We start from the raw sequence: 20,516 nt of genomic DNA on the forward strand, positions 1-20,516 counted from the left end.
ATTCAAACCCTCATTATGTAATTCATTTTGAGGGTTTTCTTTTGCAAGTATCCATAAAATGGAAGGCTTTTTTTAATTTTACAAGGTATAAGTCAACCTTAAAGTTATAAACCGTGGTTGTATAAATGTTTCTGAGCTAAATACCGAGATATTAGAAGCATTATTACTAATGTTAGAATCAATATCCAGGATATTTGACGCACGTAACGAATACTCCCATTTGGCATCTCTATCTTTTCTGTATCGCAAGGACGCATCCCAAGTCTTAAAAGACTCAATTTGCTGGCCATTATCTTGTTCTGAGTATCTAAAATCTGTAATAAACGTCACCGAATTCCAGATGTAAGCATCAAAACGAATAGAAGGCGTTCTTGTAATAAAGCGTGTTGAGTTAGTGCCTTGATCGTTATCTCTTACCGTTAGCGAATACCTTAATCTAACATTTGGTGCTTCCCTAAAATTGGTACGAATTTCAGGCGAATAGGTTTGAATATAATTCTCATTCAAAGATTGACTCCCTTGTATAAACTGGTTTAGTTTGCTGTAATTAAAGTTTGCAAATAAACTTGCTCTTATCTTTCCAAAAGTTCTTTGTACTCGACCACTAGCGGTAAACGTTTCATCTGCAAATTGCGAATTAAAAAAGGAGTTGGTTCTAATGACGCTTTCAAAATTCGTTAAAGAGCGTATTTGATCAATATTTTTATTATAACTGATCCTAGCGAAAACGTTCGTATAATTGAATAAATTAAAACTTCTGTAGAACAAGCTCAAATTATGCGATAGTGCATTTTGTAATTCTGAGTTACCATACTGAATACTATTGAAGTTGTTTAACACCAAACCCTCAGCGATGTTAGTCACGTCCGTAAACGTGTTAAGCATTCTATAGTTAAACGTTAAAGATTCACTTTTCTTAAATTGAATCAGTGCCTCAAAATCTGGTAATACATCAAAGAAATTATCCTTAAAGTTGTTTCCTAATTGTGTATTTTGGTTGCTGTAAGCGTGGAACGACACACCTGGTGTGAAGGTGAACTTACCCGTTTTAAATCTGTAGTGCACACCAAGGTAGACATCACTAAAGGTATAGTCTACATTGTTATTCGATGCCGAAAGCAAATTACCATCTAAACCTGTAATATTAGGAGTAGGGTCTAAACGCGTTCCATCATCTAAGAATTGAAAAATATTAGAATCAAACTTTTGGTTGCTAAAGATGGTACCCAAGGTTAAATTAATATTGCTTTTTGCGTTTAAGATGTTATAGTAATCTAATTTGGCATCTAACTTATTGCTCTTTACACGTCTTGATTGATTAATATCATAACCAAATTGGTCTAAGTCCAGTCCTAAACCTGAAGCTGTAGTATCAAATGCATCTCTATCGTTAGGATCAGGTTCATTGTTATTTGTAGGGTCATTTACCAATAATGCGTTATAAAATGGATCCTCATCGCTCAATAAGTGCTGTACTTCTAACGCAAAGATATTATCCTCATTAAGGGTAAAATAATAGTTTAAATTCTGGTTAATACTGTAAGGTTTAACCGCATTAATCTGATCTGTATTCCCAACTATGGACGAAACCAAATTTTGACGTTCTTCATCATCTGAAACTCTGGCCAGTACATCGTAATCCAATTGATTATTAAAATTAGGTTTGTAAACTGCACTTAGTTTTGCAACAATCTGATTGGTAGCCTCTCTACCTTGCTGCACAGTAGCTTCATCTGGTGGCAATTGAGCCGATTCGTCTATAGGCGTGGTAGGGTCGTCCTCAATTTCTATATAGTCAATAAAATTTTCTTCCCGTGTTCTTAATCGACTACTATTCAAGATTACGAAACCACTTAAATCCAAAGCCTTGTTGGGTGAATAGCTAAAGTTTGCCGTTGCCAATTTTGTAGTTACCTCTTGAGCATCTGCTATATTGGTAAGTCCACCCAAACCGTTATTGCCCAGATTAATATTAGTACCACTCGTTCTACTGGGCAATCTAAAACCACCGCCAAAACCACGAATATCCCTATTGGTCAGGGCCACCTCTCCAATATTGTTTAAATCGCTAATAAAATTGATACTGTATTTTGGACTGTAATAAAAGAGTTTAGGTTGCACGAGATATAACTCATCATTTGGGGATGGTGCCTGACCAGCGCCTGCAGTAACATCACCGAACCAAAAATTCTCTTTGCCTTCTTTCAGTTTAATATTTATTGCAACATTATTCTGATTATTCTGCACACCACTGAGTTGACCTACCTCAGCATAGTTTCGCAAAACTTGAATCTTATCTACGGCATTAGAAGGAATATTCTTGGTAGCTAGCTTGGTATCGCCATCAAAAAAATCTTTTCCATTAACCATTAACTTTTGAACGGTATTGCCTTCTACCTCAATTTGTCCATTTTCATTAATTTCTACTCCAGGAAGTTTTTCGAGTACATCTTCAAGTTTACGTTCCGAACCATTTTTAAAAGAGTCTGCATTGTAAATAAGCGTATCGCCCTTAATTGTGACCGGCATTTCGTATGTTAATTCTACCGCATCTAGGGCGTTATCTGGCATTAAGGTAAAATCTCTAGTGATATCGGTTTCTTTGGTTGTAATAACTTCATTTATCGATTTTAAGCCAATGTAACTCACTTGAATTTTGTAGGTGCCATTTTTTCCTAAAGAGAGTATATACTTGCCTTTATCGTTTGTAACAGCATAGGATTCAAGTGCATTAGATTCTTGATTAATTGCGATAACATTGGCCAATTCTAAAGGACTGCCAATGCTATCTTTTACTATTCCTTGCATTTTTATTTGTGCATAGGAACTACTTACCACTACGATTAATAGAAGTAATATTAATTTTTTCATGTCCGGTTGTTTAAGTCTGGTTAGTTGTAAAAATTCTTAAGTAGGACTTAATGTTAATGTGCTTATATAATTAGTTCTCAATTGCGACCTCTGCCTCCTCTACGACCACCATACATATCTCGCATCTCCTGCATTTTCTGCGTAATTATCTCGGTATATTCTGATTGGGTGACTTCGTCTCCTTTATAGGGTTTTTTTATCTCTTCCTTCTCCTCAGGATTCATTATGATTTTTGTACAGAGAATAGTGGTTCTATCCGCATTTACCTCTAATATGAGTCCTGGCAGTCCCCAATAATCGTCTGGACCTTGATTTACAGGAATTTGAGGTGTGTACCATGCAACTACTTCAACAGTTTTTGGTACTTCTATCTCACTCATTGGATCGTCCGAATCTGCTTTTGCACTGTCATCACTCTTCGCAGAATCTTTCTTTTTTGGTGGAGGTGGTTGTCTTCTACGCATACTTCTCCAGTCAAACTGATCTACTACTTTTGTCGCTGTTGCTTTAAAACATGTGTACTGACCAATCTGTTTGGTTTCAGTACCCATTTTCCATTCGAGTGCTTTCAACTCATCCTTAATTAAAAACTGCTTACCAAAAAATTCCTGATCTTGAAGCAATTCCTTTTCCTTTACATTTTTGTACTTGGGGCCTCCAGTAAAACTACTACCAAAACCTCCCCATCCTCTTCCTGTACCAGGTGTTTCTAATCGTTCATCCTCTTTATAAATGGATTCTGTTTTATTGAAGGTTAAAACGTACTCTTTTTCTAGAAAGCTTTTCATGCGTTCTTGCATACGCTTTTTTTGATCTGGAGACATTTGTTCTCCTCCCCATTGGTCTAAATCCATAGTGGTTTTAGACATGTAGTATGCTTTTCCTTGAAAGTCTTGAGCTATGGCTGTAAAGCTAAAGCAAAATGTTAGTAGTACTAAGTTTAGTTTAAGTGCTAGTGTTTTCATTGTAGAGTGCTAATTGATTGTGCAACAAATGTAACGCAATGGTAACCTGTCAATGTTTGGTTTATCAAAATATTAACACGGCCATATCATTACCGACAGCACTTGGACTTAACTTTGCAAGTTTAGTTTAATGGTCTTAAGTTAAATTGCTGTTAAATAAATTAACTTCGTCTTCTGCCTCTATTATCCCTGAATTCCTTCATTTTAGCAGTTATGGTTTGTTGGTAGTCTGTTTTAGTAATCTCCTTACCCTTGTTTGGCGCAACAATTTCAATTTTTTCTTCCGGATTCAATACAATCTTAGAACATAACATAGTAGTATTATCCGCACTTACTTCTAGAATTAACCCTGGCAATCCCCAATATTCTAATGGTCCATGACGCACAGGGATTTGAACAGTATACCATGCTTCAATTTCTGTCATTTTAACTTCTGGTTCTACTGCTACTCCTGTAGAATCTGTCTGTGCTTGTTCTTGATTTCTTAATCTATCCCAAGAAAAATTGTACCAAGTTAAATCATTTGTAGGCACGGAAGCGGTTGCTTTAAAACACATGTAATTACCAATCTGTTTAGTCTCAGATCCCATAACCCATTCTATTGGTTGCAGGTTATCCTTAACCAAAAACTTCTTACCATAGAATTCTTGTGTTTGGATTTGAGTATTGGTCTTTACGTTTTTATACTGATCTCCCGGAGCAAAGTTTTTACCCCATGAATCTGTAGCTCCTGACATTGCATCAAGCTTATCTTCCTCTTCAAAAAATGACTCTTCTTTATTAAAGGTTAACACATAGGTCTTCTCTAATCTATTTTTCATTCGCGCAGCAATTTGTTTTTTTTGCGCTTCACTTAACCGTGCACCCCATCTTCCAAGTTCCATTTTAGATTTTGAAAAGTAATAGGCTTTTCCTTGAAACTCCTGCTTTACCTCTGGTTTTGGGTTTTCTGCAAACACGAATAGTAATACAAAAACACTGATTTTTAAAAGGATTGATTTCATAATGAGATGGATATTTAAGTAATTTTGTCTAACAAATTTATAAATACATTAAACATTACTTGTCTGTTTATCAAAAAATTAACAGTATGCCCAATCTCTGTTTTAAATAATTCAGAATCCTTTAGAAAAAAGACAATCCATAATTTATCCTCCAATTCTAATGCTAATGTTCTCACCATTCCTATCACCTTTTGCCGGTCTATACCGCTCCATCATTTCCTTAGCCTTTTTATCCATTATATCTTCATAAGTCTCTTGGTTGACTTCTTTGCCCTTTGTTGGCTCTGCAATTTCAATTTTGTCCTCTGGATTTAATACAATCTTACTACATATAATTGTGAGGTTACCATCATGAACTTCCAAAATTAAACCTGGCAGGCCTTGATAATTATCTGGTCCGTTATTTACCGGTATTTGTGGAGTATACCATGCCGTAACTGTTCGTTCTTCCATTTCAGGCGCTTTATCTAACGTTTCATCATCTTCATCACCAAAAGACACTCTAGGCTTTTCTACCATTTTTGTATATGTTGCTTTAAAACATTGATATTCGCCAATATATTTATTTTCGGATTCTAGTTTCCACTCTAACTTTTCGATATCATCCTTTACCAAGAAAATTTTTCCATAAGTATCAACCTGTTCAGCATAGCGATTTTCTTTTGTGTTCTTGTAAAGCACATCAGATCCTCCACCACCTCCAATTGAAACAATTTGGATACCATCACCCATTCCAACATTTGGCTTATCTAATTCTTCTTCTTGTTTATAAATGGAAGCTTCCTTGTTAAAAGTGAGAAGAAACGTTTTTTGAAATTGCTTTTTCATCATTTCCATCATTCTCTCATGCATTTCTGTATTCACTTGGGTACTGTCTAATTTAATATCGATTTTGCGTTGTGTTTTGTAAGTAGCAACACCCTGAAATTCTTGAGCACTAACAGCAGTAGTAAAAACTACTGCTAGTGCTACAACGATTACTCTAATAATTGTTGTCATTTTTTGATTGATTTAAGTTTTACGCTTTATTCTTGTAAAATTTTATAGCTGCCTTTCTTATAGCTTCTGCCTGTTTAATAAACGTTTCTTTATCACTCGTTGAGCCTTCAATCTTATAGGACATACTTGATTTTTTTCCATTGGACATTTTATCGCCATTGCATACCAGCTTGAACGTAACAGATTCATCCTCACCGGTCATACCAAAAACTTCTTCAAGATCGTTAATTGAAAATGTCTCCTGTAATTCCTCTAAGGAATCTACAGTAACAGTAACCTCCACACAGTTTACTTTTACTTCTTTTCTAATTTCAATCTCCTCGACAGATTTTGACTGTGCCGTTGCTAATAAACCTACTAACATTACGAAAGGTAAAATAAATTTTCTCATGATTTTAATTGTTTTTTTATGTTTATGATGTTACAAATATCACGACACATTTTTAGTTATTGCGTTAACGAGTGTTAACGTGTGTTAACCGATTGGTTTTAATGTATGATAACACATACATTTGATATATGAATGATAAACGATACCGATATATTTTATATGTAATAGTTATAGTAATTATAGGAACTATTACTATACAAGTGTATTGGAATTACAAAAATTACCTCAATAACAAACAACAACTCATTAGTGACGTACAAGCGAGTTTAGATAAAGCCGTAGACGACTATTATACCAATTTGGCAGAACGTACCACCTTAGGAATTTTTCTTGAAGGTGACCAGCAGAAGGATCCTTTTGCCGATGGAGGCGATATAGACAAGTTGATAAAAAGTATTGATACCATACGAAATGAATTTAAAAACCTAGATCATTTGAACATAAATACATCTGAGGGTATCACGGTATTACGTGGTCGCCAAGCAGACTCCATGGCTCAAGTTCATGATGATCTCAATCCCACCATCTCTAAGGCTGATTTTAAAAAACGTATTGACAGTTTAAACGAAAATGATACTAATTTTGATATCGAAAATATTGAGTTACTTACGTCTAAAATCGTGATCTCAATCGGTAAAGATTCTCTTGACATAAAGGAAGTAGATAGTCTTTTGAATGAAGAATTCAATAGAAAACAAATAGGGATAAAAAGTAAACTTTCCTTTTATCAATCTGATGTCAAGCGGCAGGTCGCAATGATAAAGGATTCCATTTTTAACAAAGATAAATCCAAACAAAACTTTAATCTAAACGCAATATCCAGATCTAGCTTCTTACCAAAAGGAAGTGTACTAGAATTAAAGTATAGCAACGAAACCCTAACCATATTAAAGCGAAGTTTTACTGGTATTTTAATATCTATGATTCTAGTGCTCGCAGTAATTAGTTGCTTGTTTTACCTGTTAAAAATAATTAAGCATCAAAAGCAACTCGCAGAGGTTAAAAATGACCTTATAAGCAACATAACACATGAATTTAAAACACCAATAGCAACAATTGGTGTAGCACTTGAAAGCATAAGAGATTTTAACGGTATCGATGATAAAGAGAAGACCAAAAGGTATGTAGATATGTCTTCGAATCAATTAAACAAACTCAACGTAATGGTTGAGAAACTTCTTGAAACTGCGACTTTAGACAGCGATAGTTTGGAATTAAATAAGGAAGAAACAAATATTGCAGAGCTACTTAAAATGCTTATAGATAGATATAGAATTCAATTCCCTGACAAAACTTTTAACACCAACATAATGGTAAAAGCGTTAATGGTGAATGTAGATGCATTTCATTTTGAAAATGCGATAAATAATATTCTTGACAATGCCGTTAAGTATGGTGGTGCTATTATAGGCGCAACACTTACTAAAACCGATAAAGGTGTTGAGATACGTATTTCAGACAATGGAAATGGACTCTTCAAGGCGAATAAGGATCAAATTTTTGAAAAATTCTATCGTGTACCAAAAGGTAACACGCACGATGTAAAAGGATTTGGTATTGGTTTGTATTATACAAAATCAATCATTGAAAAGCACAATGGCTCCATTCAATTAGACCTTTCAAATAAGCTTACTACCTTTAAAATTTGGTTACCAAATGGCAAGTAAAATAAAACTCATTTTAGCAGAAGACGAAGTGGCATTAGGTCAAATCATTAAGGAAAGTTTAGAGACACGAGACTTTGAAGTTATACTTTGTGATAATGGTGAGAAAGCTTTTGAAAAATACAAATCTGAAAACCCTGAAATCTTGGTACTTGACGTTATGATGCCAAAAAAAGATGGCTTTACATTAGCAAAGGAAATTAGAGCTATAGACGATACCATCCCAATTATTTTCCTTACGGCCAAATCCCAAACTGCAGACGTCGTAGAAGGCTTTTCAATTGGCGGTAATGACTATCTTAAAAAGCCATTTAGCATGGAAGAGTTAATTGTAAGAATTCATAACCTTCTAAAACGAACCAAACTCCAAAAGACTGCTGATATTTTAACTGTTGGAAACTATTCCTTTAATTTTCCAAAGCAATTATTACACTTCAAAGAAGAGGAACCAACGCAGCTCACGCATCGTGAGGCACATTTACTGTTCCACCTTATTAAGAATCAAAACAAGGTACTGGACAGGTCACTGATATTAAATAAACTTTGGGGTACTGACGATTTCTTTTCGGCTCGTAGTATGGATGTTTTCATAACAAAACTGAGAAAAAAGCTTAACAGGGACGAAAACATACAAATAATAAATGTTAGGGGATTTGGGTATAAACTCACCGTCTAAAGCATAAATTCATATCATTTTCGTTTTACAAAAGTGTGGTTCAATTTTTGTATTTTTCAAATCGGAATGAATAAAATACTTTATTTTCTTTTCTTGTTTTGTGGCTTGTGTTTTTCTCAAAATACAATTAAGGCCAATTTCATAGATTCTATGGTAATAGATGTCCAAAAGATTTTTGGAGTAGATACCTTTGGAACCATGTACTACAGCACAGACGACAACACATTTAATAAGCGCACCAAGGATACTACAATCACCTATACCAATTATCAACTTGCTGAAATCACATCAGCAAATGCTTTTAATCCATTAAAGATTAATCTGTTTTATAGTGATTTTAATACAGTCATCATTTTAGACAATAGATTGGCCGAAGTGTATAAAGTGGATTTCAATACTGTAGTACCATATAAAAATGTTACCTACATTTCTACAGGTTTTGATAATACCATTTGGATCTACAACCAGGATTTACAACAACTTGAACTTTATGATTACAAAACGAATAAGATTAGGTTAAAAACCGTGCCTTTGCAGTCTGAAGCCCTAGATTTAAAGAGCGATTATAATTATTGCTATCTCTTAACCGAAAACTATCTGTACATCTATAATTATTTTGGTAGCCTCGTTAATAAATTCGAAAATATCGGCTATGATAGTTTAGCATTTAGCAAGGCCCATCTTATACTAAAAGAAAAAAATCAACTTCATATTTTAACTAAAAACAACACTGAAATTAAACGCATTCAGCATCCAAATTTGTTAATAAGTCAGTTTTTGGTAACCAATGAAACCTTGTATATTTACAACGACGGAATTCTACGTCAATATCGACTTAAACTAGAATAGATTATGCATGTTGCTGTTGCTGGAAACATAGGAGCTGGTAAGACTACGCTCACCAAATTACTTTCTAAACACTACAAATGGGAAGCCCAACTAGAGGATGTTGTGGACAATCCATATCTGGATGATTTTTATAATCAAATGGAGCGTTGGAGTTTTAATTTGCAGGTGTATTTTCTAAACAGTAGATTTAGACAAGTAAATCAGATTCACAGTAGCGGTAAAGACATTATTCAAGACCGAACCATTTATGAAGACGCTCATATTTTTGCTCCTAATCTTCATGCAATGGGATTAATGACCAATCGTGATTTTGAAAACTATTCGTCCTTATTTAATTTGATGGAATCCTTTGTTAAAGGACCCGATTTACTGATTTACTTAAGAAGCTCAATTCCAAATCTTGTTGCACAAATTCATAAACGTGGTCGTGACTACGAAAACTCAATTAGTATAGATTATCTCAGTAGATTAAATGAGCGCTACGAAGCCTGGATTCACGGCTATGACAAAGGCAACCTATTGATTATAAATGTCGATGATTTGGATTTCGTAGACAATCCAGAAGATCTAGGTGGAATAATAAATAAAATCGATGCACAGATTCATGGTTTATTCTAATGAATAAAACCATAAGTTCTAGCGTGCGTTAGCGCCTCATCTCCGTCTTCAACAATCAAAACAGGCACTTCGTTATAATCTTTAAATAGATTACTTACTCGTTTCATGCGTTTCGTATGTTCAACTGCTCTTAAGTAAATGGCTGCAATTCTATTTGGAAACTCCTTAACCACATCTAAATAGATGTAGGCATCCTTTTCACCACAGTCTCCAATCAAAATAAAATCTAGTTTAGGGTAAGTTTTTAAAATATTAAAAATCTCATGATATTTATGAGCTAACTCCATTTTCGGTGTTCTGTCAAATGGTGTTCTAAAATCTCTTAGTAAAATAGGTCCTTTTGGAAAATTATTTCGCTTCAGGAAAAATGCAAGATAGCGATAGAGGTTCCATGGACTATTGCTAACATAAAAAATAGGATTGGCATCGGTATTGGATTTACCTCTATGTAGTAAATGGTAAAACTCGGAAGCTCCCTCTAGGGCTTTCCTTTTATGCGGCGTCTTAAATAAGGTATTTACCACCACTCGCCATTTTAATCTAGACGTAACACCTGTATGGAGTATGGTATCATCAATATCGCTTATTACACCAAAACTTGTATTGTCACTTGGTATAAGCATTTGACCATTGAATCTATTATCTAGCTGTATTTGTCTTTTCTTGCTTTTAGTTTCATAAGACACGCTATACTCTAACCAACCTTCTGAATCGATATACTGGTCTAAACAATCTGAAGTTTGATCAATAAGATAATAACCTTCGGCATCTGTTGTACAGTTTAAAACTTTATCATTTGGAAGATATACTAATAAAGGCGTTTTTCTAATCTCGTCTGTCTCGAATCGTTTCCATGAATTAAGTAGCAAACTGAACCAATCCTTTTTATCCAAATCAATATCCTCGTCCTCTAAAGCGCGACCCTTTAAATACAGATGTTCCTTCGTTCCATAAGTGTCAAAAGGAATAATTTGCAAAGGATCTTTCTTAAACCAACTCAATTAAATGCAATTTTAAAAACTTGAATATACTAAATCTATCATTCATCAATTAATCGCCATTCGAAAAACTAAGGGAAATGTTAAAGTGGGAAAAACTTCAGCAATTAACAAGTATTTTAGTGGGATTACCATTGTATACAAAAAACCAACTAAATATGAAGAGAATACTTATACTCATACTGTTATCCGTTTCTTTTGGATTTATTAATTCCCAGAATGTAATTGAAAATAATACTCCAACACCAAATTATCGGGCGGCTTCAAAATATTCACCAACCAATATTGCTAAAATGGTACACTCTACATCAGTACGCCCTAATTGGCTAAAAAATGGAAATCGTTTTTGGTATCAGTACAAAACAACCGAAGGCTCCAAATACTATATCGTAGATGCTGATAACAGAACTAAAAAAGAATTATTTGACAATGAAAAAATGGCAAGATGGCTTACCGAGATTACTAAGGATCCTTACGATGCGAAGCATCTACCCAAGTTTGATTTTAAGTTTGTAAAAAATGAAACCGCTATTCAATTCTATGTTACTGCTACAGAACAAGTAGAGGATAACCAAGATGAAGAAGAAGGCGAACAAAAAACAGATACTACATCTACCAAAAAGAAAAAAAACAAGCCAAAGATGGTCAATAAGGTCTACCACCTTGAGTATCGCCTTGGTGGTAATTCTTTAACTGTTTTGAGTAACGAGAAAAAAGGAAAAGAGGAATGGAAACAATGGGCTAATATAGCACCTGATAGTTCAATCGTTCTTTTTTCTAAAAATTTTAATCTTTATTGGATGGATAAAGCGAACTTTCTCAAAGCTGTTAAAAATGCAAAAGACTCCACCATTGTAGAAAATCAATGGACAACAGATGGTGAAGAAAACTATAGTTATGGCGGAAGAACTCGTGGAGAAAACAACGAAACTAAACTTAAAAATAAAGATAAGCGTAAATTCGTAGGAGGAATTTGGTCTCATGATTCCAAAAAATTCGTTTTCCAAAGACGAGATGCCAGACATATTAAGGATTTATGGGTTATAAATACAACCTCTAGTAAGAGACCAACACTTGAAACTTACAAATACCATATGCCAGGTGAGGACGAATTCTATAAAACAGAAATCCATGTATTTGATACTGAAACAAAAACCAATATTCAAGTTAAATTAGATACGGTAAAACAACAAAGTATCCAAATCTATAGAGCACCAAGAAAGAAATCCATTTACAGAGATGACTTTCAGCCTTCACTTTTACTATCTAAAAAAGGTAAAATCTACTTCAATACTATAAGTCGAGACCGAAAGAAACTAGACATTTGTGTAGCCGATTTAAATACAGGTGAGGTTAAAGTCTTAATAGAAGAACGATTCAATACTTACATTGAAACGCGACCATTAGTACTCTTTAATAACGAGACTGAAATGCTACACTGGGCGGAACGATCTGGCTGGGCGCATTATTATTTATATGATGCAGAGGGCAATCTCAAGAATCAAGTAACAAATGGGTCCTATCATGTAGAGCGGGCAATTGGTGTAGATGAAAAAACTCGAACACTTTATTTTACTGCCCATGGCATTCCGAAAGATCAAGATCCATATTATGAGCATATGTATAGAATTAACCTTAACGGAACTGGATTAGGGGCTTTGAATTCGGGCGACTTTAATACCAATATCGACATGGCTGATTCCAATAAGTACTTTGTTAGTAATTATTCAAGGGTTAATACTGTTCCCAAATCAGAATTGAGAGATAGCAACGGAAAAGTTGTTATGCAACTAGAAGAAGCCGATCTTTCACAATTAATAGCCTCTGGTTATAAGTTCCCAGAACCTTTTAAAATGAAAGCTGATGATGGCATTACCGACATTTATGGTGTGATGTACAAACCGTTTGATTTTGACGAAACAAAAAAATATCCATTATTAGAATATGTCTATCCCGGACCTCAAACTGAAGCTGTAAATAAATCCTTTTCAGTGCGAATGGATCGACTTGACCGAATGGCACAACTTGGTTTTATAGTTGTAACAATGGGCAATAGAGGTGGTCATCCAGACAGATCTAAATGGTACCATAACTATGGTTATGGAAATCTCAGAGATTATGGCCTAGCTGATAAAAAATATGTAGCTGAGCAACTTGCCGACAAGCACGACTTTATCGATATTGAAAAAGTAGGTATCTATGGGCATTCTGGAGGTGGTTTTATGTCTACCGCAGCTATGCTTGTCTATCCAGATTTCTTTAAAGCTGCTGTTTCATCTGCAGGAAATCATGACAATACCATTTACAACAGTTGGTGGAGTGAAACACATCATGGTGTACAAGAGGAAATGGATGAAAAAGGGAATACCAAATATAAATATATGATTGACACCAATCAGGAACTTGCCGATAATCTAAAAGGACATTTAATGTTGATCACGGGAGATGTAGATAACAATGTCCACCCAGGAGGCACAATAAGAATGGCGAATGCCCTGATAAAAGCTCATAAGCGCTTCGAATTTATGTTAATGCCTGGACAACGTCACGGTTTTGGTAATATGACTGAATATTCGTTTTGGTTAAGAGCAGATCACTTCAGTAAATATCTACTAGGACACGAGATGACTGATATTGACATTACCGAAATGAACAGGGATATTCCAAAAAAGAAATAAACAAAAAAAGCCACGCTTAAAAGCGTGGCTTTTATTATAAGCTTTTATTTAACTTTTTGAAACATCAATTTTCTCAATAATAGTTTCAACTTCAGCATCTTTCTCTGCAGATTTTAAATTCTCTTCAAAAGCTTTAAGTTGTGCTTCAACCTCAGCTTCCGTTCCTTTAAAAGTTTTGCTTTCTGTCACCTCTTCACCATTCACTACCATAGTGTATTCAACAGTAGCCTCAGCTTCATTACTATCAGAGACTATGATCTCTTTTTTAACTTCCTCTGTCTCATAAGATGCCAGCCCAGTAGCAGAAATAGCAATACTCGGTGCAATAACCAAAGCAACTACAGACATTAATTTCAATAATATATTTAATGAAGGTCCTGAAGTGTCCTTGAAAGGATCACCAACAGTATCACCAACAACAGCCGCTTTATGAGCATCTGTTCCTTTACGTCCCTGCTCTTCGATCATCTTTTTAGCATTATCCCAAGCACCACCTGCGTTAGATTGGAAGATAGCCATTAAAACTCCGCATGTTGTAACACCTGCCAACAGTCCGCCTAACATTTCGGCTCCACCTATAAATCCTACTGCCACAGGAACTGCAATTGCTAACAAACCTGGTAATACCATTTCCTTAATCGAAGCAGTAGTAGAAATTTCAACACATTTTTCATATTCAGCAACACCATCTGCTTCATCAAACGTTGCTCTTTGAGCTTCTGTTGCTTTTGACATATCAGAATCTACAGCTCTCATAACCTCTAATGCCGCTTTTAACTTAGGTATATCTCTAAACTGACGTCTTACTTCTTCAATCATTGCCATTGCAGCACGTCCTACAGCATTCATTGACAGTGCTGAAAAGACAAATGGCAACATACCACCTACTAAGAGTCCAGCCATAACTGTTGGCTTTGAAACATCTATTGCTGTAACATTTGCTGTTTTCATAAAGGCTGCAAACAAAGCCAATGCTGTTAATGCAGCAGAAGCAATTGCGAATCCTTTACCTATCGCTGCAGTTGTATTACCCACTGCATCTAATTTGTCTGTACGCTCACGTACCTCGCTAGGTAGCTCTGCCATTTCTGCAATTCCTCCCGCATTATCCGAAATTGGTCCATAAGCATCAACTGCTAATTGAATTCCTGTATTTGCAAGCATACCTACAGCTGCAATTGCAATACCGTAAAGCCCTGCATAATGGTGAGATACTAATATCGCTGCGGCAATGAGAAGTATTGGAATCATTGTAGACATCATTCCAACACCTAAACCTGCGATTATATTTGTCGCACTACCCGTTTCAGATTGTCTAACAATAGATTTAACTGGCTTTGTGCCAGTACCTGTATAATATTCTGTTACCTTACCAACAGCCAACCCAGCAATTAAACCAGCAATTACTGCAATAAAAACACCGAAAGCACCGCTTGGTAAGCCTTCAACCGTTTCAGGTATTAAAGCATTGATTAAAAAGTATGATGCAACAAGCATTAAACCTGCAGATCCAAATTCACCAATATTCAATGCCGTTTGTGGATTTCCGCCATCCTTTACTCTTACAAAGAAGGTACCGATGATTGACATAACAATACCAACTGCCGCCAATACCAATGGTAAATAAACAGCTCCTAAACCGTTAAAATCTGGAGTGACTATATAAGCACCTAATACCATTGTACCGATTATAGAACCTACATAAGATTCGAATAAATCAGCTCCCATACCTGCTACATCCCCTACATTATCACCTACGTTATCAGCAATGGTTGCTGGGTTTAAGGGGTGATCTTCCGGAATACCAGCTTCCACCTTACCTACAAGGTCAGCTCCAACGTCAGCCGCTTTAGTGTAGATACCTCCACCAACACGAGCAAATAATGCAATAGAAGATGCACCTAATGAAAATCCAGAAAGTACATTTAATACTTCATTGATTCCCCAGCCCATTTCACTGTAGATCATAAATAATCCACTTAGACCTAAAACACCAAGACCAACAACTCCAAGACCCATTACAGCACCTCCTGCAAAAGCTACCTCTAAGGCTTTACCTAATGAAGTTCTAGCCGCACTTGTCGTTCTAACATTTGCTTTGGTTGCAACCTTCATTCCTATAAATCCTGCAAGTCCAGAACAAATTGCTCCAATAATGAATGATATTGCTACAACCCCGTTTGATCCTTCTTCATTACTACCTTTAAAGAAAAGTAATATTGCCACAGCAGCCACAAAAATCGCTAGAATTTTGTATTCCGCTTTCAAAAAAGACATTGCACCATCTGCAATGTTCTTTGCAATTCGTTTCATTTTATCCGTTCCTTGGTCTTGTTTACTTACCCATGCACTCTTAATGAATACAAACAATAATCCTAAAACACCAAAAGCTGGAAGAGCTTTAATTAAAATATCCATATTAATATGTGTTAGTTAGTTACTAATTTTTAACGCTGCCAAAAATAGAAAAATATACCTGATAAAAAAAGCTACCTTTAATTAAAGATAGCATTCGATTTTATTGTGTTCAAGGCTCTTGTTAAATTGTAAATGTTCTTTTCTTTTTGTGTTCACTCTCCTCATAGCGCTCTACACATTTCAAATAAATTTTCCGGGCTTCTTCGGCATTTCCCCAACCACCTACATCTACTTTTTTCTCCTCTAAATCTTTATAAACCTGAAAAAAATGTTCAATTTCACGAAGTCGATGTGGATTTAAATCATCAATATCTGAACGCTTATTCCACACTGGATCTGAAACCGGTACACAAATAATTTTTTCATCAGGTCCTTTTTCGTCAGTCATATGGAAAACACCAATTGGTCTTACCTCCATAACTACCATAGGGTACGATGGTTCTGTAGAAAGGACCAATACATCCAGGGGATCTTGATCTAACGCAAGCGTTTCTGGCACAAAGCCGTAATCACCAGGATACATCATGGAAGAGAACAAGGTTCTATCGAATCTTATTTTGTTCAATGCAAAATCGTACTCGTATTTATTTCTACTTCCTTTTGGAATTTCAATTAGAACATCAAAGGTAATTTTCTTACTATCTTTCATTTAATTCATATTTAGGTTACGCCAATATTGGAGCATTTGGTTCAAATTTTTGGGCTGCAAATATATAACATCAAGTCTGTTTTACCTAAGAAATTAGGCATTGTAATTTTTGACATTGGCGGCATTAATCCATTAAAAATAAAATCCAAAACTCCCTGTCACACCAAAGCGTCTGGCATCTGGTAAATCAAGATAATTCCCTCTAAAGTTGAAATCTATTCTTAGAATTTTAAAAATGTTTGCAATGCCAAAACTGTATTCATAATACACTTTAGAATTAGGTGCTATTAATGGGAATTCAAGCGGATTTCCTGTTGTGCTCAAAGCAATATTTTCGTCTGATAATTCACCCCAAACACCACGTAATGCTAGAATCGCCCTAAGATTGTATTTCTTTAAAAATGGTATTCTCGAAAATAGTCTACCATTAAAATTGTGTTCTAAATGGAGTGACGTATAAGTATCCGTAACAAACTCATAAAAATCTAACTGTGGGAATGTATTGTAAATTGAAAAATAAGTTTGGTTACCTGGAACAACACTCAACAATGCCAAAGGGACCTCGCCAAATGTTTTACCCATCTCCACAGAACTCACCAATCTTCCAAAACCTCCTATCTGCCATGGTTGAATATATGAAAACTGAAGTTTAGTATAATTAAAATCACTATTAAACCAATCGCTATCGCCTCGAGTTACTTGAGCAAATAATCTTGCGAAACTGTCATTTTTCTCTTTTCGTTCTACCCCAAATCCTGTCATTTGACGTTTAGGAAAGTAACCAAGTGAAAACCTACTTTCAAATTGGTAAACTTCAGATGAAACTCCTGTGGCAGAATCTGGGTCATTAAAATCCAAGCTAAAAGTTGGTGACGCACTGCTTATGCGTCTAAAGCTACCATCCCAACGTACTTCTAAATTTCGAAAAGGTTCTAATGCAATACCAAAATTAGTTAGGTTAATATTAGATAACTTATCATTTGCTCCCGCTGTAAATACAGCATTTGAGGCTAAGCTACGACCCAGTACATCCGTAGAACTGGTTAAGCTGGCTCCGATTTGTTCTATATCCCTCCTGTGACCCCCAAAAATGGTAAACCTACTTTTTTTGTCTAGTAACCATTTTCCGGAAATACCATGTTTGAATTTATTATCCCTAAAACCATATGCCAAAAACCCTTCTAATCGCCACAAATCATTTGGACCAAAATAAGTACGACCACCTGTTCGAATTCGTAAACCTTCAACATCGTTAAACCCTAAAGTTGAAAATATTGGCCCGTAATCAAAGTTGATGCTGGGGAATTCAATGTAACCAGATGCCAAAATACTTCCAAGGTTATAAAGTCGCTTAAACTTTTTGACTGTTTTAAGTGTATCAAGCATAGTGTAGACGCCCTTTTCATCCTTGTTTAGCGCTTCTAATCTATTTCTTTCCCAAAACTCGTCATTTCGGTTATATACATCCTCGTCATAATTATAAACCACTTTGTCATAATACTTTGGATCCTTTGGTTCATTAAATTTATAATTATCATAGAGGGTGGTCCGTTTCCCGTAAATGCCGCGAGATTTTTCTTTCTTATTTAAAGCAAAATCAGACAGAAAATAATCCCGCTTAATCAAAAAGACCGAATCATTTAGAACTTCAAATTCTTGTTCTATGTAAATTTCCTTGACCCAATTAATATTAGCACTCTTTGAGGCTTGCATATTAATTTCTTTTATGGCATAGGTCGAATCATTAACCCAAAAATCTCCTTTAAAAGTGAGTTCATTTCTACGCCTTGGGTAATACACAATATTATAACACCATTTGTTGTCTATAAATGCACTGTCCGACAGAACATAGTTATAAGTCTGGATACCTGATCTACCTATTGGGCTCACAAAACTTTTGTCAAAAAATTTAATGTAGTTGCTGTAAACATTATATTCTGAATAGAGATCGTCAATAAAATCTATTATGACTTGGTTGTTGCTAAAACCACTATTCTTATTTCCAACTAAATCCTGACGCTCTTTACCTATGACATTATCACCTGAAATATGTTTTACCGATTCGTTTAGAAAAACGGGCAGGTACGTTTTTCCTGTTACACTTGAGGTATCTACTTCCTCAAAAACAAATTCCATCCCCTTAAAGAGTTTACTCTTTATCAAGGTGCTATCAATTGTATTGAGATCAAATTCTACTTTTTCGTATTGATCGTATTCGTATTGATTAAACTGATTTAATCCATTTTGACGTTTGCGTTCCCATATTTTCTTAAGAAGCCTAATGGCAGGGTTTTCTGATGCTTTCTTCGACTGTTTACCTGTAACGATTACAACTTCATCAAGTGATGAGACTTCCTCTTTTAGAATAAACTTTAGATCAAAATTAACGCGTTTAACAATTGGGATTTCCAAACGCTCATAACCTATAAACGAAACCACTAGGGTATCCCAATTTTCGCTTGACTCAAGATAAAACCGACCATTCTCATTCGAAGTAGTCCCTTCTGTAGAACCTTTAAAGAGGATATTTGCATAGGCAATAGGTTCATTGTTTTCATCATAAACGTGACCACTTACCTTTGTTTGGGCAAATGCACAAATAGAAAATAGGGCAAATAGACTTGTAAGTAGTTTTAACCTCATACTAAAAACAAACTTCATCAATAACCAAATCTTTTGATTTTTTCTAGTTATTAATGAAGTTCATTAAACGCAAAAAAATGCGAATTATTTATTTATACATTACTTTTTTGACCGCTTTGATGACATCGTTACTGTTTGGAAGCCATTCTTCTAATAAAACTGGTGAATACGGTGCAGGTGTGTCTGCTGTATTAAGTTTAATAACTGGGGCATCCAAATAGTCAAATGCTTCAGATTGTACCAAATATGTAATTTCTGTCGCCACATTTCCAAATGGCCATGCCTCTTCTAGTACTACTAAGCGATTGGTTTTCTTAACTGAGTCTAGGATTGCTTTTCGGTCCATAGGTCTTACCGTGCGCAAATCGATAATCTCACAGCTAATTCCTTCTTCCGCTAAAGCATCTGCCGCTTTATACGCTTCCTTAATGATTTTACCAAAAGAAACAATTGTCACGTCAGTACCCTCGCGCTTTATATCCGCAACACCTATTGGAATTGTGTATTCGCCTTCAGGAACCTCTCCTTTATCACCATACATTTGTTCACTCTCCATAAAAATCACAGGATCATCGTCTCTAATAGCAGATTTCAATAATCCTTTTGCATCGTAAGGATTTGAAGGTACAATTACCTTTAAGCCTGGTGTGTTCGCAAACCAATTTTCAAATGCTTGTGAGTGTGTTGCTGCCAATTGACCTGCAGAAGCAGTAGGGCCTCTAAATACAATAGGACACTTAAATTGACCTCCAGACATCTGCCTAATTTTTGCAGCGTTGTTTATTATTTGATCAATTCCTACTAGTGAGAAGTTAAATGTCATATACTCAACAATTGGTCTGTTGCCAGTCATCGTAGATCCTATGGCAACACCAGCAAATCCTAATTCTGCAATGGGTGTATCAATGACACGTTTAGGCCCGAACTCATCGAGCATGCCCTTTGATGCCTTATAGGCTCCATTATACTCTGCAACCTCCTCACCCATTAGATAAACACTCTCATCACGGCGCATTTCCTCGCTCATGGCCTCGCATACAGCTTCTCTAAATTGAATTGTCTTCATTATCTTTCTTTTAATCGAATAGCAAAA

General features: G+C 35.4%; 15 protein-coding genes. 5 read left to right on the top strand and 10 right to left on the bottom strand.

The genetic code is table 11. From position 1 onward, the window contains the following. Positions 1–78: 78 nt before the first annotated feature. The 5 genes from LBU54_RS12130 to LBU54_RS12150 all read right to left on the bottom strand — a co-directional run bounded on the left by LBU54_RS12130 (position 79) and on the right by LBU54_RS12150 (position 6,230). Positions 79–2,871 (bottom strand): TonB-dependent receptor, encoded by a 2,793-nt coding sequence (locus LBU54_RS12130; protein WP_224530063.1) that lies wholly within the window; start codon positions 2,869–2,871, stop codon positions 79–81. Between the two features lie 77 nt (positions 2,872–2,948). Next, complete coding sequence (locus tag LBU54_RS12135; RefSeq protein ID WP_224530066.1) at positions 2,949–3,836, bottom strand: GLPGLI family protein; 888 nt, start codon at positions 3,834–3,836, stop codon at positions 2,949–2,951. 161 nt (positions 3,837–3,997) lie between these two features. Further along, positions 3,998–4,840, bottom strand: a complete 843-nt coding sequence (locus tag LBU54_RS12140) for a GLPGLI family protein (protein ID WP_224530069.1) — start codon at positions 4,838–4,840, stop codon at positions 3,998–4,000. Between the two features lie 144 nt (positions 4,841–4,984). Then, entirely contained in the window at positions 4,985–5,839 is an 855-nt protein-coding gene (locus tag LBU54_RS12145) for a GLPGLI family protein (RefSeq protein ID WP_224530072.1), read from the bottom strand. 19 nt (positions 5,840–5,858) lie between these two features. Beyond that, complete coding sequence (locus LBU54_RS12150) at positions 5,859–6,230, bottom strand: hypothetical protein (RefSeq protein ID WP_224530079.1); 372 nt, start codon at positions 6,228–6,230, stop codon at positions 5,859–5,861. A 128-nt stretch (positions 6,231–6,358) separates the two neighbouring features. Between LBU54_RS12150 and LBU54_RS12155 the strand changes: the two genes are divergently transcribed. The 4 genes from LBU54_RS12155 (at position 6,359) to LBU54_RS12170 (ending at position 10,037) form a co-directional block, all read left to right on the top strand. Continuing rightward, complete coding sequence (locus LBU54_RS12155; protein ID WP_224530081.1) at positions 6,359–7,897, top strand: sensor histidine kinase; 1,539 nt, start codon at positions 6,359–6,361, stop codon at positions 7,895–7,897. Continuing rightward, positions 7,887–8,570, top strand: coding sequence for a response regulator transcription factor (locus LBU54_RS12160; RefSeq protein WP_224530083.1), 684 nt, complete (start codon positions 7,887–7,889; stop codon positions 8,568–8,570). The genes LBU54_RS12155 and LBU54_RS12160 overlap by 11 nt, the downstream gene beginning before the upstream one ends. Before the next feature lie 66 nt (positions 8,571–8,636). Beyond that, entirely contained in the window at positions 8,637–9,419 is a 783-nt protein-coding gene (locus tag LBU54_RS12165; protein ID WP_224530085.1) for a hypothetical protein, read from the top strand. 3 nt (positions 9,420–9,422) lie between these two features. After that, positions 9,423–10,037: a deoxynucleoside kinase gene (locus LBU54_RS12170; RefSeq protein ID WP_224530086.1), complete on the top strand. Its 615-nt coding sequence runs from the start codon at positions 9,423–9,425 to the stop codon at positions 10,035–10,037. Here LBU54_RS12170 and LBU54_RS12175 read toward each other — a convergent pair. Beyond that, on the bottom strand, positions 10,034–11,038 hold the full coding sequence (locus LBU54_RS12175; protein ID WP_224530088.1) for an App1 family protein: 1,005 nt from the start codon (positions 11,036–11,038) through the stop codon (positions 10,034–10,036). The genes LBU54_RS12170 and LBU54_RS12175 overlap by 4 nt on opposite strands. Before the next feature lie 155 nt (positions 11,039–11,193). On the opposite strand from LBU54_RS12175, the gene LBU54_RS12180 reads away from it, so the two are divergent. Beyond that, complete coding sequence (locus LBU54_RS12180; RefSeq protein ID WP_224530090.1) at positions 11,194–13,713, top strand: S9 family peptidase; 2,520 nt, start codon at positions 11,194–11,196, stop codon at positions 13,711–13,713. 48 nt (positions 13,714–13,761) lie between these two features. On the opposite strand, the gene LBU54_RS12185 is transcribed toward LBU54_RS12180, so the two are convergent. From LBU54_RS12185 to LBU54_RS12200, 4 genes are all read right to left on the bottom strand, one after another. Next, positions 13,762–16,131 carry a sodium-translocating pyrophosphatase gene (locus tag LBU54_RS12185; protein WP_224530092.1) on the bottom strand — a complete coding sequence of 790 codons (2,370 nt, stop codon included), beginning with the start codon at positions 16,129–16,131 and terminating at the stop codon, positions 13,762–13,764. A 121-nt stretch (positions 16,132–16,252) separates the two neighbouring features. Next, positions 16,253–16,780 carry an inorganic diphosphatase gene (locus LBU54_RS12190; RefSeq protein WP_224530101.1) on the bottom strand — a complete coding sequence of 176 codons (528 nt, stop codon included), beginning with the start codon at positions 16,778–16,780 and terminating at the stop codon, positions 16,253–16,255. Between the two features lie 132 nt (positions 16,781–16,912). Then, positions 16,913–19,423 carry a DUF5686 and carboxypeptidase-like regulatory domain-containing protein gene (locus LBU54_RS12195; protein WP_224530102.1) on the bottom strand — a complete coding sequence of 837 codons (2,511 nt, stop codon included), beginning with the start codon at positions 19,421–19,423 and terminating at the stop codon, positions 16,913–16,915. A gap of 88 nt (positions 19,424–19,511) precedes the next feature. Further along, positions 19,512–20,489 (bottom strand): pyruvate dehydrogenase complex E1 component subunit beta, encoded by a 978-nt coding sequence (locus tag LBU54_RS12200; protein ID WP_224530105.1) that lies wholly within the window; start codon positions 20,487–20,489, stop codon positions 19,512–19,514. Positions 20,490–20,516: the final 27 nt, after the last annotated feature.

The organism is Winogradskyella alexanderae (assembly GCF_020166335.1).
Lineage (GTDB): Bacteria > Bacteroidota > Bacteroidia > Flavobacteriales > Flavobacteriaceae > Winogradskyella > Winogradskyella alexanderae.